This window comes from Stenotrophomonas sp. 86428_Sma (assembly GCF_056481585.1).
In genome coordinates, this window is record NZ_CM151156.1 from 1,930,123 (window position 1) to 1,943,506 (window position 13,384).

Here is a 13,384-nt window from a genome sequence, read left to right on the forward strand (position 1 = left end):
ACTGGGTTAACGGACGTTTTGACCCTGCGGGGGCCCGGCGCGAGCATCACAGGGCCGAAGCGCTTACGCAGGCGCAAGCAGACTTGAACAGCACCATTCGAAGGATGATTGACGAGGGCAACCGGCGCGCCAGCGAAAAGGATGCTAAACCGTAGTCAATGGCTAGCCGGGGTAAGAGGGCGGATGCACTTTTCTTGGTCTTCTCTTGACGCGCCGACACCCAAAGCCCCCGCTCACTCGGGGGCTTTGCTTTTCTTGGCTTGGCGCGTCTTGGCGGCTTTCTCCCTGCGGCGCTCGATGTGGGCCACCTGCTTAAAGGCCCGGTCAAACTGACCTGGCACATAGGTCGGCAGCGGCACGGGTGGGCCGTATTCGTTCAGCGCCGCAAAGCGCTTGGGGATGGTGCCCGGATTGACGTAGTGCCTGAGGCCGCTGGGCAAGGTCAGGTCGTGCCCCGTGATTTCCTGCACCACCTGGATGGCAATGCCCCGCTCGTTGACTAGGTTGCTAACGATGTTGTGGCGGAAGCAATGGAAGGATTTCAGGCGGCCGGTCAGGCCGCGCTTGATGGCGTAGGCGCGGAACTGGTCGCCCATGGTGTCGCCGTAGCCGCCGGCCTCTGTGTGCTGGAGGTGCGGGAACAGGCGGTCAAACCCGGCCCGCTTCACGTCCTCGACGAACTCTAGGAATCCCGCCTGCAGCACGTTGTCCGACAACGGGACAAAGCGCGAGGAATGCGCGTTCTTCAGGCGCTGGTCCGGGCGCAGGGCACGGATATGGATGCCCCAATGGCCGCCCACCTCTGCAACGTCGTCCACATAGAGCTGGGCCACCTCGTTGACGCGCGCACCCGTGGCGACGCCCAGGATGGAGCCGAACCAGCGGTGCGGGTATTTGCTCGCCCACGGCGGGAATGCCTCGACATCGAAGAGCGCGGCCAGCTCTTCCGGCGTGAAAGGTTCGCGGGTCGGTGCGTCGGTCTTCGACTTGGAGCGATTCATGATGGCCTTGTGCGGGGCTTTGGGGATAAGGGCCTCGTCGGCCTGGGCGTTGAAGAAAGCGGCCAGGTGGTCGCGGCGCTTCTCCTGGGTGCGTTCCAGCAGGGTCGGGTGGCCGCCTCTTTTGGCCTTCGCCAACACTTCCTTGGGCGTCAGGCCACGAAACACGGCTTTCTTGCTTGCGTTGGCCGGGTAGACCGCCAGCGCATCCAGGAACGCGCGCACGTCCGTGGCCGTGACTTCTTCAATCGGCTTGTCATCGCCCAGGGCCAGGAAGAGGCGAAGCGTGTATTCGGTGTCCATGACGTTGCGCACGGCCCGTTGAGCGCGTTGCATGTCGCTGAGGTAGACGTCAATGCGCTCGGACAGCAGCGGCCCGGCGGGAGGCGCAGGTGGCGCCAGGGGCCGCGGGGGTTCCCAGCCGTGCATGCCCGCCATGAGCGGGTCCTTTGCTGCGAGAGCGTTCAAGTCCTGCACGGTCTGCCGGAACAGCCGGCGGTCCTCGGCCGTGTTGATTTCCACGCCGCCGAGCGTCAGCCCGTTGGGCAGCCGCACCTGCTGGATGGTCAGGTCGTTGTGCCCGTTCTCGCGCACCCTGCGCAAGATGTCCTTGATGTCGTCGTTCACCATCGCCCCTGTTCGAATGGCTCGGAAAGACTCCGATAGTGCCACCGCCATGCGTGCAGCGACCAGCCTGGCGGTATCGCCTCGGCCGGGCAGGGCACGAACAAGGAAGCGGCAACCCAGCACCGGGCGTAAATCCACGGGCACCAGAAAGCGGGCGTAAAGCCCCCTGGCGCGCTTCAACAAGAAGGGTTTGGGCAAAACGATACCTCAAACGATACCTGAAAGGGGTATCGTTTGAGGCGCGTTTTCTACCAAAAAGCCTTGAAAAATCAATGCACTTAGCGTAGATTTCAAGGCGAGAATGGTGGAGGTGGGCGGAATTGAACCGCCGTCCGAAGGCACTCCATCCCCAGCACTACATGCTTAGCTCACCGTTGAATCTCATCCCCGAGCAGCACGGTGTGCAAAGCGCACCCGGGAACCAGCCTGTTGTGTTCTAGTGCCGGACTGACAGGCAGCCGCCCAGCGCGATTCCATGATAATGACTCTACGCTGCGAGCATGGACACAAGCAGTTTCGAGGCTCCGCCTAAGTCGGCAGAAGGTCACGCACCGCAGTTTTTAGGCTGCGAGAGCGACCGGAGCGTAGTTGTCGTCGTTGGCAACTAGAGTTTTGCAGCTGGATTTACGAGGAAAGCTACCCCCTCGGCATGCGCCAGGCGACTTCACAACCCCCGTCGAAACCAATGCACCCCCGGTTTCTTCAAGCATTGCAAGGCTTTGGGGCCAATGCCGTCATAAAAGCTGACACTGACCCTGCCCAACGAGACGGATCTTACGGCAATCTTCCTGAACAGTCACGCAGGTGAGCGTCCGGTTCCCAGCTGTTTGGCACGTTGCGATCCCTTGGGACGCCGTGCTCGAATTTCCGGTACCACTCCACGGGGGGGCCTCATGGCCATTTCCGTCAGCCCCGGCAACTGGGGACAGTATCGGATCGGGCAAGAGGTGCGCGGTGGCATGCTGTCGGCTGAATCGTCCTGGTACATCCAGCCACACGCAGATCAGGCGGCGAAGGCCCTCGCGGCGGCGTTTCCGGCAACAGGTCCTGCATCAGGGCTGCAGGCCGATCTGTTGTTGAAGGCAATGGCATCGGTCTGTGCTCAAGACGGGCCGCAATAGCGCCAAACGCTGAAGCGGGCCGGCGTAGGTGCGATCAGGCTTGATAGCATCCAGATTCCTGAAGTTGAGCCAGTGGAAGGACGCCATGACGCTAGACGTTGCAGTAACAGATGAACCCAGCGACGAAGCGCTGGAGGTGATTGGCACTGGCTTGGATCAGTTCAATGTTGACGCTGCGGGTTACGCCGATCGGCGCACGCTGGCGGTGCTGGTCACCGATCCGGCCAGTGGCGAGGTGGTAGGGGGCCTTACCGGGCGAACCTCACTGGGCCTGTGGTTCGTGGATCTGTTCCATCTGCCAGCGGCCCATCGCGGCAACGGGCTGGGGTCGCGTGTGCTGAAGGCCGCAGAGGATGAAGCGCGGCGTCGCGGTTGCCGTTCCGGCGTGCTGTACACCCTCAGCTTCCAGGCGCCCGACTTCTATGTGAAGCACGGATGGGTCGTGTTCGGCCGTGTGCCATGCGATCCGGTCGGCACATGCAGGGTGTTCCTCAGCAAGGATCTGTCGGCGGGGTGAGCGCTGCGGGCGAGCCGCGCGTCCTGTCAATCCGCAACTTGTTGTAGAGCGTCTGTCATAGCGGATTGCTAACTTCGTGGGCACGAATTTGCGACACACTGGCGATGACCATCCGAGCCAGGACAGACACGGAGACCATGGGTGACCGATGCAAGCCAACAACGCAGCCTGCGGCAGCTGATCGGGCCGGTCGGTGCCGACTACCAGCGGCGTGCGTTGCCGCCGGGCTGGGTCTGGGCGGTGCTGGCGGTGCTGCTGGCGGCCACCTGGGTGACGGAGTTGCCGGCCACGGCAGCTGCGGCACTGGTCGCCAGCGCGGTGGTGGTGCACTGGTCGCAGCGCGGCCGCATCCATTGGCTGGGGTGGCGCCTGCCGGGCCTGGCAGTGCTGGCCGCCCTGCTGTGGGGGCCGGAAGTGCTGTCGCAGTGGTTCGAGCACGGGCTGGCTGTGGTGCTGATGTCGCTGGCCAGTCTCAGCATCGGCGTGCATGTGTGGCAGTCGCGACAGATGGCACGCCAGCTGCAGGGCGCGGCCGATGCACTGGACGACGCCCAGTTGCTGGCGTTGCTGCCGGCTGATGCCGCGAACCTGGCCCAACAGTGGCGCTTGGGCGATGACCGTTACGCACCGGAGTTGGCGGTAGTGATGCACCTGGCGGTGATGCACGCGGCGCTGTCGCCGCGGATGCGCAGGCAGGGCATGCTGGCGGGGTGACCTGCCTTTTGTAGAGTCGAGATCCTATGTTCGTGGTCAAGCCTGCTGGAAGCAGGCTTGACCCACCTTCAGCATGGCCGGATCGAAGTCCCGGCCGCTTTTGAAGACACCCCAGGCGATCCTGGCCAGCTTTCTGGCCAGGATGTTGAAGACGGCGGTGCTGGGGTGACCGCGTTTTGACAGCTCGTCGTAGAGCGGTTGCCCCCGGCGACACCGCTTGAGCCCCATGGCGGCCATGTAGAGCATCTGGCGCAGCACTGGCGCGCCCTGTTTGGACAGCCGACGCCGTCCCGTTCTGCCGCCAGACTCGTTAGGCCGGGGATCCAGGCCGGTGCAGGCGATCCACGCGTTGGCGTTGGCCAACGGCCAGCGCGTCATGTAGTAGATCAGGTGAGCGGCGACGGCAGGGCCGACACCAGGGATGGTCAACAGGCGCTTGTAGAGCGTGCCATGCTCTCCATCGCGACCCAAGCGCTGCAGTTCGCTTTCCAGCTCGGACAGCGTCCCAGCCAGAGCGCAGAACAGATCTGACAGCTCCCCGGGGGCACTTTTGCTTACCCCGAAGGATTGCTCCAGGCGCGCGCGTGTCTTTACCAGCGTCTGCCGCTTGCGCAGCAAATCGTGCATCTGCTGCTGCTCGTCGGTACGCGGTACGTATTCACGCAGGCGATCGTTCTCCTTCTTCACGTACCGGGCGATCGCTTCGGCGTCCATGGCGTCCGTCTTGCCACGCGAGCCCGTCGCCCGGCCGTAGTGCTTGATCAGACGTGGATTGATCACATAGACAACGTGGCCTGCCTGGCCAGCCATCCGAGCCAACAACTCGTAGTACCGCCCCGTCGCCTCCATGCCAATCCGGCATCGCTGGGGCAAGGTGTTGAGCCACTGGGCTATGCCGGCCCGGGTGTTGGCGATCCTGTCGCCGGCCTTGCGGTCGGCCACTGCCGGTACGAACTCCTTGGAGTCCACGTCCACGCCAATATCGAGAGAATCAGACATTTGTACGGCTCCCAGCTATCTTTAAGGGGCTGGGGTGGTACCGCACCGACGTTAGCTTGCCTACATCGACGATCCCCTTTGGGGGCCGTACGATCCTTTATCGACGTTCGTGTGCGGGATGGGGATCGCTCGACTCGTCTGTCGGCTAGTATCCGCAGATGCATGCTTGACGGTCCCTCCACCCTGGCTCCTACATACCGCGTAGGAGCCGGGAGGAACATACAAGCCATGCTCGACTGCTTTTCTTACCGAAGCCGAGCATGGCTCGGCTCTACAGAAAGCCAAGGCAGCTGAGCGTGGCTCGGCTCTACATGGTCATGTGCAACGGCCTTACGCGTCGCGGTTGCCGCGACGCATCACGCGCTGCTTCTCGATCGCCCAGTCGCGGTCCTTGGCGGCATCGCGCTTGTCGTGGGTCTGCTTGCCCTTGGCCAGCGCGACTTCGAGCTTGATCTTGTTCTTGCTCCAGTACATCGCGGTGGGCACGATCGTGTAGCCATCGCGCTCGACCTTGCCGACCAGCTTGTCGATCTCGCTCCGGTGCAGCAGCAGCTTGCGATCGCGCCGGTCGTTGGCCACGACATGGGTCGAGGCCTGGATCAACGGAGTGATCTGCGCGCCGATCAGGAAGATCTCACCATCCTTCACGTAGGCGTAGGCGTCGACGATGTTGCCGCGGCCAGCACGGATCGATTTCACCTCCCAGCCCTGCAGGGCCAGGCCGGCTTCGAAGCGGTCTTCGATGTGGTACTCGTGGCGGGCACGCTTGTTCAACGCGATGGTTTTGTTGGCCGTCGCGCTCTTTGCTTTATCCTTGCCGCTGTTCTTGCTCATTTCCGTATTGTCTCCGATTCGGGCCCGCCCGGTCGATTGCCGAAACGTCCTGTATTCATGCCTACTATCCGCCGCAGCGCCCTGGTCGAACATTCGGCCGCGCGCATGTTCGACCTGGTCAATGATGTCCAGGCCTATCCGCGCCGTTTCCGCTGGTGTTCGGCTGCCCAGATCCTGGAGCAGGGCGAGGGCCGGCTGGTAGCGCGCCTGGACCTGGGCCTGGGCTCGTTCAGCACCTGGTTCCAGACTGAAAACACCCTGCAGCGCCCGCACAGCATCGATATGCAGCTGCGCGATGGCCCGTTCAAGCAGCTGCACGGCCGCTGGGAGTTCCATGCGCTGGCCGAAGATGCCTGCAAGGTCACCCTGACCCTGGACTTCGAGCCCAGTTCGCGCCTGCTCGGTCCGGCGCTGGCGTTGGGCTTCCAGAGCCTGGCCGACCGCATGGTCAATGACTTCATCCGCGTTGCCGACGAGGCCTGAGCGATGATCGAGGTCGAGGTGGTGCTGGCCTGGCCGCAGCGGGTGCTTTCGCGCCGGTTGCAGCTGGACGAGGGCGCGACCGTAGCCGAGGCCATTGCCGCTGCTGCGCTGGAAGGCAGTGCCGACTGCCCGGCGGCGGCCGTGCATGGGCTGCTGGCGCGCCCGCAGCAGGTGCTGCTGGATGGCGACCGCATCGAACTGCTACGCCCGTTGCAGGCCGACCCCAAGGACAACCGCCGGCGTCGCGCGCTCGGCGGTTGATTCCTGTCGCCCGTCCGCGAGGACGGGCAGGGGGCGTCAGCGACCCTTCTTCTTCTTGTCCTTCGGCAGATTGCGGCCGAACTGGCGCACGGTCTGCTGGGCCAGGGCCTTGTCGTTACCCGGGAAGTAGTCGCCTTCCCAGCGGGTCACGTTGTCATTGTCGAAGAACACGGTGAAGTTCTTCACCTCGGTACGGCCCAGGCGGTTCACGCGCTGGCTGGAGGTGTAGTCCCAGCGCTGGGCGTGGAACGGGTCCGGAATGGACGGGGTGCCCAGCAGCGCAGTGACCTGCTGCTTGCTCTGCCCGACCTGCAGCTTGGCCACGGCATCTTCCCGGATCAGGTTGCCCTGATAGATGGGTTGCTTGTAGATGATGCCGCACCCGGTGGTGGACAGGGCGACGGCGGCGACCAACAGGAGATTGCGCATCGGGACTGGCGGTTGGGGAAATCAAACCGATGATACACTCCCGGCGTGCCACCGCGACCCAATCCGAGGCAGCTGGCGCTAAATCGCCAATGAACGGAGACCTATGGAAACCCACGACCTGCGAAAAGTCGGCCTGAAGGTGACCCATCCACGGATGCGGATCCTGGCGCTGCTTGAACAGCGCAATGCCCAGCACCACATGACCGCCGAAGACATCTACCGCCAGCTGCTCGAGCATGGCGACGAGATCGGCCTGGCGACGGTCTACCGGGTGCTGACCCAGTTCGAGGCCGCCGGCCTCGTGCTCAAGCACAATTTCGAAGGCGGCCAGGCCGTCTACGAGCTGGACCGTGGCGGCCACCACGACCACATGGTCGACGTGGACAGCGGCAAGATCATCGAGTTCGAAAGCCACGAGATCGAGGAGCTGCAGCGCAAGATCGCCGCAGACCACGGCTATGAGCTGGAAGAGCACTCGCTGGTGCTGTACGTGCGCAAGAAGCGCAAGTAAGCCGTTCGGGCCAGCTGTATGCGACGAAACCCCGGGCCTTCCCGGGGTTTTTCGTTGCTTACGGCAGATTCACACCATGCGTAAGGGGCCCCATCAGCACCTCCAGATCCACCGCCTCGGCCATGGCCCGGTTACCCGCATCGCCCGGATGCAGGTGGTCGCCGGAGTCGTAGGCGGCGGCCATCCGTGACGGATCGGCCGGGTCGCGCAGCGCCGCATCCAGGTCGATCACCGCATCGAACGGGCTGTCGCTGCGCAGCCAGGCATTGAGCTGTTGGCGCAGTGCTTCCTTGTCCGGCTGGTAGTAGTCGTCCAGCGGCGTGCCGGGCAGGGCGCCGGCGAACGGTGTCAGGGTGGCGCCGAGGATGCGTAGACCCCGCCGATGGGCCTGCTCGGCCAGGGTGCGATACCCCGCCTGCAGTTCGGCCAGCGTGGGCCGGGCCTGGTTCCGAGCGAAGGCGGTGCCGGGCCAGCTGATGTCATTGATGCCGATCAGCACGACTACGCTGACCACGCCTGGTTGATCCAGCACGTCACGCCGGAAGCGGGCCAGGGCGGATTCGCCCATGCCATCGCGCAGCAGCCGCCCCCCGGAAATACCGGCGTTGACCACGGCAACGCCCCGCGATGCCAGGCGCGCCGCCAGATGGTCGGTCCAGCGCTGGTCCTGATCGAGGCTGGCGGTGGCGCCATCGGTGATCGAATCGCCGATCACCACCACGCTGCGTGCGCTGGCCGGTGCCTCGACCTCGATGCCGGTCAGGAACAGGCGGGCCGTGGTGCTGCTGACCCCGCTCAGAGCCTGGGCCTGGCTCTGGTCGCCGGGCGCAATCCAACTGGTCTGCCGCCCCTCCCAGTGGAACGTCTGCACGGGCGTCGGCCCGGGCACAAAGACACTGATCTGCAACGCCTTGCGGTCATCCGTGGCCACCGCTAGTGGATCGCTCAGCCGTTCCTGACCGGGCTCGATCGATACGCCGGGCTGGCCGTCGAAACTGAGCGGCTGCGGGGTGGCACCCGCGTGTGCAGCCACGCTGGCCGCCCCGATCCGCAGCGGCTGGGTGCCGTAGGCATTGCTCAGCCGCACCCGCAGCCGGGGCCCGCCCAGGCTGATGCGCGCGGTCTGGCGGAAGGTCTGGTCCTGCAGCGTGGCCGGGACCAGGGTCGGGAACAGGAAATCGGCGCCCCAGACCGGTTGCGGACTGGCCTGCCAGCTGGCGACCCAGTGCGGGGCCGGGGCGGCACTGGCTGCGCTGGACAGGGCGATCAAGGCGGTCGCGGTGAGCTGGCTGAAGCGGTTCATCGGGCAATCCCGGGAGGAGGGAAGGCCATGGTGATTCTCCGTCCATCTGTGAACTAGACTGCGCATGGATAATCATCTGTGAACTGGATTCATCGCCATGGCGCGACCCGACATCAACCGATCCGGCGAACTGGAAGTGTTCGTGCGGGTGATCGAGACCGGTGGCTTCTCCGCGGCGGCCCGTACCCTGGACATGACGCCGTCGGCAGTCAGCAAGCTGGTAGCCCGGCTGGAGCAACGGCTGGGTACGCGTCTGCTGCAGCGCTCCACCCGCCAGCTGCAGCTGACCCCGGAAGGCTGCGCATTCTACGAGCGCGGCCTGCGCGTGCTGGCCGACCTGGAGGAGGCCGAGCGCTGTGCCAGCGCCCATGCCGAGCCGCGCGGACGGCTGCGGGTCAACTCCAACGTGCCGTTCGGCCAGCATTTCCTGTTGCCGCTGCTGCCGGCATTCCTGGAGCGCAATCCGCAGGTGGGGGTGGATCTGACCTTGAACGACGAGGTGATCGACCTGCTTGAGCAGCGCACCGACGTGGCGGTGCGGGCCGGCCCGCTGAAGAGTTCCAGCCTGGTGGCGCGACGGCTGGGTGCGACGCGGATGATGATCGTGGCCGCGCCAGCCTACGCGCAGCGGCATGGACTGCCGCGCAACGCTGAGGAGCTGATGTCGCACAACCGTTTGGACATCGGCCATGCGCGTGCGATGCAGGGCTGGCCGCTGCTGCAGGACGGACGCGAGCGGATGGTGCTGCCCAGTGGCAATGCCCGCGCCAGCAATGGCAACGCGCTGCGGCAGCTGGTGCTGGGCGGGTTGGGCATGGCGCGGCTGGCGACCTACCAGGTGCAGGAGGACATCGCCGCCGGACGCCTGCTGCCGGTGCTGGAGGAGGCCAACCCCGGTGACCTGGAAGAGGTGCACGCGGTGTTCCTGGGGCAGGGCGGCTACCTGCCGCTGCGGGTGCGCGCCTTCCTCGATTTCCTGGTGGAAACGGTGGATCTGGCGCGGCCACGGGGGTAGTGCCGGCCGCTGGCCGGCAACCTCATGATCTTCGTTCACCTGTGTTGGGTTGCCGGCCAGCGGCCGGCACTACCTCGCGCGTTGTAGATCCACGCCATGCGTGGATAACCGCGAACAGGCCTCAGACCTGCAGCAGCTTGCGTGCGGCGGCGCGCGCTTCCTTGCTCACTTCCACGCCGCCCAGCATGCGCGCCAGTTCTTCCTCGCGTGCCTTGCTGTCCAGCTTTTCCACCGCGCTCTGGGTCATGCCTTCCACCGGCGCCTTGCTGACCCGGTAATGCGCGTGGCCCTTGGAGGCGACCTGCGGCAGGTGGGTCACGCACAGCACCTGGCGCTTCTCGCCAAGGGCGCGCAGCTTCTGGCCGACGATATCCGCCACCGCGCCACCGATGCCGGAGTCGACCTCGTCGAACACCATGGTCGGCACCGCATCCAGGTCCAGCGCGGCCACTTCGATGGCCAGCGAAATGCGCGACAGTTCACCGCCCGAGGCCACCTTGCGCAGGGCGCGCGGTGGCTGGCCGGCGTTGGCGGCGACCAGGAACTCCACGCGCTCCGCACCCTGTGGATCGGGCTTGCTGGAATCCTGCGGCTCCAGTTCGATCAGGAACTGGCCACCGCCCATGCCCAGCTCGGCGATGATGCCGGTGGTGGTGGCCGACAGTTCGGCAGCGGCGCTGCGACGGCTGGCGGTCAGCACCTCGGCCTGTACGCGCCAGGCCGCAGCGGCCTTGTCGATTTCGCCGGCCAGGCGCTGCAGGCGCTCGTCGGCACCGCGCAGCTGTTCCACTTCGGCATGCATGCGCTCGCGCTGCGCGCCCAGCTCGTCCATCGGCACGCGGTGCTTGCGGGCCAGGTCGTGCAGGCGGCCGAGGCGACGCTCGTTCTCCTCGAACTGCTCCGGGTCGGCATCGAGGTCGTCGTGCACGCGGTCCAGCAGCGACAGGGCTTCGTGCAGCTGGATCGAGGCGTTCTCGATCAGGCCGTCCACCTCGCCCAGGCGCGGGTCGTGTTCGATCAGGCGCGACAGCTCGTGGCGCACCTGCTGTAGCAGGTCCAGCGCGGAACTGCCGTCGTCGCCATTGAGCTGGTTGCTGGCCGCCTGGCAGGCGCTCAGCAGGGCGCTGGCATGGGCCTGGCGGCGGTGGCTGGCACCGAGTGCGACGATCGACTCCGGTTCCAGGTCTTCGCGGTCCAGTTCGCGCAGCTGGTGCTCCAGGAAGCCGATCCGGTCACTGACGTCGCCCTGTTGCGACAGCGCCAGCGATTCATCGACCAGAGCCTGCCAGGCCGCGGCGGCGCGGCGCACCTGGCGGCGCTCGTTCTCGTTGCCGGCATAAGCGTCCAGCAGGGCCAGCTGCGACGGGCGCGTCAGCAGGGCCTGCTGTTCGTGCTGGCCATGGATCTCCACCAGCAACGAGGCCAGGTCGCCCAGCTGGGCCAGGGTCACCGGGCGGCCATTGATCCACGCCCGCGAACCGCCGTCGGCACGGATCACGCGGCGCAGCTGGCATTGTTCCTCGTCGTCCAGCTCGTTGTCGGCCAGCCACTGGCGCGCGGCCTGCAGCTGGTCCAGCGCGAACTCGGCGGAAAGTTCGGCGCGCGCAGCGCCGTGGCGGACCACGCCACTGTCGGCGCGCAGGCCGGACAGGAAGCCCAGCGCGTCGACCATCAGCGACTTGCCGGCGCCGGTCTCGCCTGAAACCACGGTCATGCCTGGCCCGAACTCCAGTTCGGTGGCGCGGACGACGGCAAAATCCTTGATCGAAAGATGTCTGAGCATGGGTAAGGGGGTATCAGCAGCCGCGCAACGCTAGCACGCGGGCGAGGGAGGTCCAATGACTTGCCAAGGTGATGCGCCGCCATTATCTAGTGTCCGTGTCTCACAGGTTGATTCCATGCACGGTTCTCCCGACCAGCTTGCCCCGCGTGCGCGCCATCTGCTGCGCACGCTGATTGCGCGTTACATCCAGGACGGTGAGCCGGTCGGCTCGCAGACGCTGGCGCGCGTGGCCGGCCTGGAGGTCAGCCCGGCCACCATCCGCAACATCCTCGGCGACCTGGAAGACCTGGGGCTGCTGGCCTCGCCGCACACCTCGGCCGGGCGCATCCCGACCGCGCATGGTTACCGGGTGTTCGTCGACAGCCTGTTGCAGATGCAGCCGCCGGGCGAGGGCGAGCTGGCCCGGTTGCGCCAGGAACTGGCCAGCGGCGGCAGCACCCAGGCCCTGCTCGGCAGCGCCTCGGAGCTGCTGTCGGCGATGAGCCACTTCGTTGGCGTGGTCAGCGCGCCACGACGCGAGCAGTTCGCCTTCCGACAGATCGATTTCGTGGCGCTGGACGGGCGCCGGGTGCTGGCGATCCTGGTGTTCGCCGACAACGAGGTGCAGAACCGGGTCATCGAGACCCGTCAGGACTTCGCGCCAGGCCAGCTGGAGCAGGTCGCCAACTACCTCAATGCGCATTTCGCCGGCCTGCCGATGGCCGAGATCCGCACCCGCCTGCTGCTGGAGCTGCGCGATGCCCGTTCCGAGCTGGAGCAGCTGCTGGCGCACAGCATCGAACTGGCCGAGCAGGCCCTGCAGCCGGCCGCCGACGACATGCTGGTGGCCGGCCAGACCCGGCTGATGGGGGTGCAGGACCTGTCGGACCTGGAGCGCCTGCGCGAACTGTTCGAGCTGTTCTCCAGCAAGCGCGAGATCCTGCAGCTGCTGGAGCGGACCATCCAGGCCCCGGGGGTGCGCATCTTCATTGGCGAGGAGACCGGGATGATGCCGTTGCAGGGGGTCTCGCTGGTCACCGCCCCGTACACCGCCAATGGCCAGGTACTGGGTGTGCTGGGCGTGATCGGCCCCAAGCGGATGGCCTACGACCGCATGATTCCGCTGGTCCAGGCCACCGCCGATGTGCTCGGCGCGGCCTTTTCACCGGCCGGGCGCACTCCCGGCACATCCGACGCTTGAAACGCAGCATCCCGCCCACACTAGGGTGGGTGGAGGCGGAGATTGACCGCCAGGGACCCAGACATGAACCACGAACATCCAGATATCGAATCCCAGCAGACTGCCGCCGATGCGGCCGCCGCCGCCGGCGTCAACGACGAAGTGGAGCGCCTGCGCGCCGAAGTCGAGCAGATCAAGGCCGATGCGCTGCGTGAGCGCGCCGACCTCGAGAACCAGCGCAAGCGTGTTGCCCGTGACATCGAGCAGGCCCGCAAGTTCGCCAACGAGAAGCTGCTTGGCGAGCTGCTGCCGGTATTCGACAGCCTGGATGCCGGCCTGAAGGCCGCCGGCGACGACCCGCACCCGCTGCGCGAAGGCCTGGAGCTGACCTACAAGCAGCTGCTGAAGGTCGCTGCCGACAACGGCCTGGTCCTGCTGGACCCGATCGGCCAGCCGTTCAACCCGGAACACCACCAGGCGATCAGCCAGGTGCCGACCCCGGGCGCCGCCCCGGGCAGCGTGGTGACCGTGTTCCAGAAGGGCTACCTGCTCAACGAGCGCCTGCTGCGGCCGGCGCTGGTGGTGGTGGCCGCCGATTGATCGGCCGGGCCGGGCGATGCCCGGTCCCGG

15 protein-coding genes and 1 other RNA gene are annotated in these 13,384 nt (G+C 66.0%); 9 read left to right on the plus strand and 7 right to left on the minus strand.

The annotated features are described in order from the left end of the window. Positions 1 to 233: 233 nt before the first annotated feature. Together ACZK3J_RS08950 and ssrA are read right to left on the minus strand one after the other, a co-directional pair. A complete protein-coding gene (locus tag ACZK3J_RS08950; RefSeq protein ID WP_478457825.1) occupies positions 234 to 1,808 on the minus strand; it encodes a tyrosine-type recombinase/integrase in 1,575 nt (524 codons plus the stop codon). Between the two features lie 119 nt (positions 1,809 to 1,927). Further along, positions 1,928 to 2,320: a transfer-messenger RNA gene (gene ssrA, locus ACZK3J_RS08955) on the minus strand. Positions 2,321 to 2,518: 198 nt separating this feature from the next. Here ssrA and ACZK3J_RS08960 point away from each other — a divergent pair. The 3 genes from ACZK3J_RS08960 to ACZK3J_RS08970 all read left to right on the plus strand — a co-directional run bounded on the left by ACZK3J_RS08960 (position 2,519) and on the right by ACZK3J_RS08970 (position 3,977). After that, positions 2,519 to 2,746 carry a hypothetical protein gene (locus ACZK3J_RS08960; RefSeq protein WP_238380394.1) on the plus strand — a complete coding sequence of 76 codons (228 nt, stop codon included), beginning with the start codon at positions 2,519 to 2,521 and terminating at the stop codon, positions 2,744 to 2,746. A gap of 64 nt (positions 2,747 to 2,810) precedes the next feature. Beyond that, positions 2,811 to 3,263 carry a GNAT family N-acetyltransferase gene (locus ACZK3J_RS08965; RefSeq protein ID WP_258013921.1) on the plus strand — a complete coding sequence of 151 codons (453 nt, stop codon included), beginning with the start codon at positions 2,811 to 2,813 and terminating at the stop codon, positions 3,261 to 3,263. A gap of 141 nt (positions 3,264 to 3,404) precedes the next feature. Further along, positions 3,405 to 3,977: a hypothetical protein gene (locus ACZK3J_RS08970; protein WP_032128284.1), complete on the plus strand. Its 573-nt coding sequence runs from the start codon at positions 3,405 to 3,407 to the stop codon at positions 3,975 to 3,977. A 36-nt stretch (positions 3,978 to 4,013) separates the two neighbouring features. Here ACZK3J_RS08970 and ACZK3J_RS08975 read toward each other — a convergent pair whose 3' ends face one another. Beyond that, positions 4,014 to 4,919: an IS110 family transposase gene (locus tag ACZK3J_RS08975; protein WP_478476030.1), complete on the minus strand. Its 906-nt coding sequence runs from the start codon at positions 4,917 to 4,919 to the stop codon at positions 4,014 to 4,016. Between the two features lie 387 nt (positions 4,920 to 5,306). Beyond that, positions 5,307 to 5,810 (minus strand): SsrA-binding protein SmpB, encoded by a 504-nt coding sequence (smpB, locus tag ACZK3J_RS08980; RefSeq protein WP_010484447.1) that lies wholly within the window; start codon positions 5,808 to 5,810, stop codon positions 5,307 to 5,309. Positions 5,811 to 5,867: 57 nt separating this feature from the next. Between smpB and ACZK3J_RS08985 the strand changes: the two genes are divergently transcribed. Further along, complete coding sequence (locus tag ACZK3J_RS08985) at positions 5,868 to 6,293, plus strand: type II toxin-antitoxin system RatA family toxin (RefSeq protein WP_049463043.1); 426 nt, start codon at positions 5,868 to 5,870, stop codon at positions 6,291 to 6,293. Positions 6,294 to 6,296: 3 nt separating this feature from the next. Then, a complete protein-coding gene (locus ACZK3J_RS08990) occupies positions 6,297 to 6,554 on the plus strand; it encodes an RnfH family protein (protein ID WP_032128285.1) in 258 nt (85 codons plus the stop codon). Between the two features lie 36 nt (positions 6,555 to 6,590). Here the strand turns inward: ACZK3J_RS08990 and ACZK3J_RS08995 are convergent, their stop codons facing one another. Further along, entirely contained in the window at positions 6,591 to 6,983 is a 393-nt protein-coding gene (locus ACZK3J_RS08995; RefSeq protein WP_010484453.1) for an outer membrane protein assembly factor BamE, read from the minus strand. A gap of 103 nt (positions 6,984 to 7,086) precedes the next feature. Between ACZK3J_RS08995 and fur the strand changes: the two genes are divergently transcribed. Then, entirely contained in the window at positions 7,087 to 7,494 is a 408-nt protein-coding gene (gene fur, locus ACZK3J_RS09000; protein ID WP_005409235.1) for a ferric iron uptake transcriptional regulator, read from the plus strand. A gap of 58 nt (positions 7,495 to 7,552) precedes the next feature. Here fur and ACZK3J_RS09005 read toward each other — a convergent pair whose 3' ends face one another. Continuing rightward, positions 7,553 to 8,797 (minus strand): SGNH/GDSL hydrolase family protein, encoded by a 1,245-nt coding sequence (locus ACZK3J_RS09005; protein WP_049463044.1) that lies wholly within the window; start codon positions 8,795 to 8,797, stop codon positions 7,553 to 7,555. 97 nt (positions 8,798 to 8,894) lie between these two features. On the opposite strand from ACZK3J_RS09005, the gene ACZK3J_RS09010 reads away from it, so the two are divergent. After that, complete coding sequence (locus ACZK3J_RS09010) at positions 8,895 to 9,812, plus strand: LysR family transcriptional regulator (RefSeq protein ID WP_049463045.1); 918 nt, start codon at positions 8,895 to 8,897, stop codon at positions 9,810 to 9,812. Positions 9,813 to 9,933: 121 nt separating this feature from the next. Here the strand turns inward: ACZK3J_RS09010 and recN are convergent, their stop codons facing one another. Then, positions 9,934 to 11,595, minus strand: coding sequence for a DNA repair protein RecN (gene recN, locus ACZK3J_RS09015; protein ID WP_134951495.1), 1,662 nt, complete (start codon positions 11,593 to 11,595; stop codon positions 9,934 to 9,936). A gap of 115 nt (positions 11,596 to 11,710) precedes the next feature. Here recN and hrcA point away from each other — a divergent pair, with 115 nt between their 5' ends. Together hrcA and grpE are read left to right on the plus strand one after the other, a co-directional pair. Next, positions 11,711 to 12,775 (plus strand): heat-inducible transcriptional repressor HrcA, encoded by a 1,065-nt coding sequence (gene hrcA, locus ACZK3J_RS09020; RefSeq protein ID WP_032128289.1) that lies wholly within the window; start codon positions 11,711 to 11,713, stop codon positions 12,773 to 12,775. Between the two features lie 63 nt (positions 12,776 to 12,838). Continuing rightward, a complete protein-coding gene (grpE, locus tag ACZK3J_RS09025; protein WP_032128290.1) occupies positions 12,839 to 13,354 on the plus strand; it encodes a nucleotide exchange factor GrpE in 516 nt (171 codons plus the stop codon). Positions 13,355 to 13,384 lie beyond the last annotated feature (30 nt).

Coding starts and splice junctions, on each gene's coding strand:
- ACZK3J_RS08960 (WP_238380394.1), top strand. CDS start 2,519: ATGGCCATTTCCGTCAGCCCCGGCAACTGGGGACAGTATCGGATCGGG.
- smpB (WP_010484447.1), bottom strand. CDS start 5,810: ATGAGCAAGAACAGCGGCAAGGATAAAGCAAAGAGCGCGACGGCCAAC.
- ACZK3J_RS08985 (WP_049463043.1), top strand. CDS start 5,868: ATGCCTACTATCCGCCGCAGCGCCCTGGTCGAACATTCGGCCGCGCGC.
- ACZK3J_RS08990 (WP_032128285.1), top strand. CDS start 6,297: ATGATCGAGGTCGAGGTGGTGCTGGCCTGGCCGCAGCGGGTGCTTTCG.
- ACZK3J_RS08995 (WP_010484453.1), bottom strand. CDS start 6,983: ATGCGCAATCTCCTGTTGGTCGCCGCCGTCGCCCTGTCCACCACCGGG.
- fur (WP_005409235.1), top strand. CDS start 7,087: ATGGAAACCCACGACCTGCGAAAAGTCGGCCTGAAGGTGACCCATCCA.
- ACZK3J_RS09005 (WP_049463044.1), bottom strand. CDS start 8,797: ATGAACCGCTTCAGCCAGCTCACCGCGACCGCCTTGATCGCCCTGTCC.
- ACZK3J_RS09010 (WP_049463045.1), top strand. CDS start 8,895: ATGGCGCGACCCGACATCAACCGATCCGGCGAACTGGAAGTGTTCGTG.
- recN (WP_134951495.1), bottom strand. CDS start 11,595: ATGCTCAGACATCTTTCGATCAAGGATTTTGCCGTCGTCCGCGCCACC.
- hrcA (WP_032128289.1), top strand. CDS start 11,711: ATGCACGGTTCTCCCGACCAGCTTGCCCCGCGTGCGCGCCATCTGCTG.
- grpE (WP_032128290.1), top strand. CDS start 12,839: ATGAACCACGAACATCCAGATATCGAATCCCAGCAGACTGCCGCCGAT.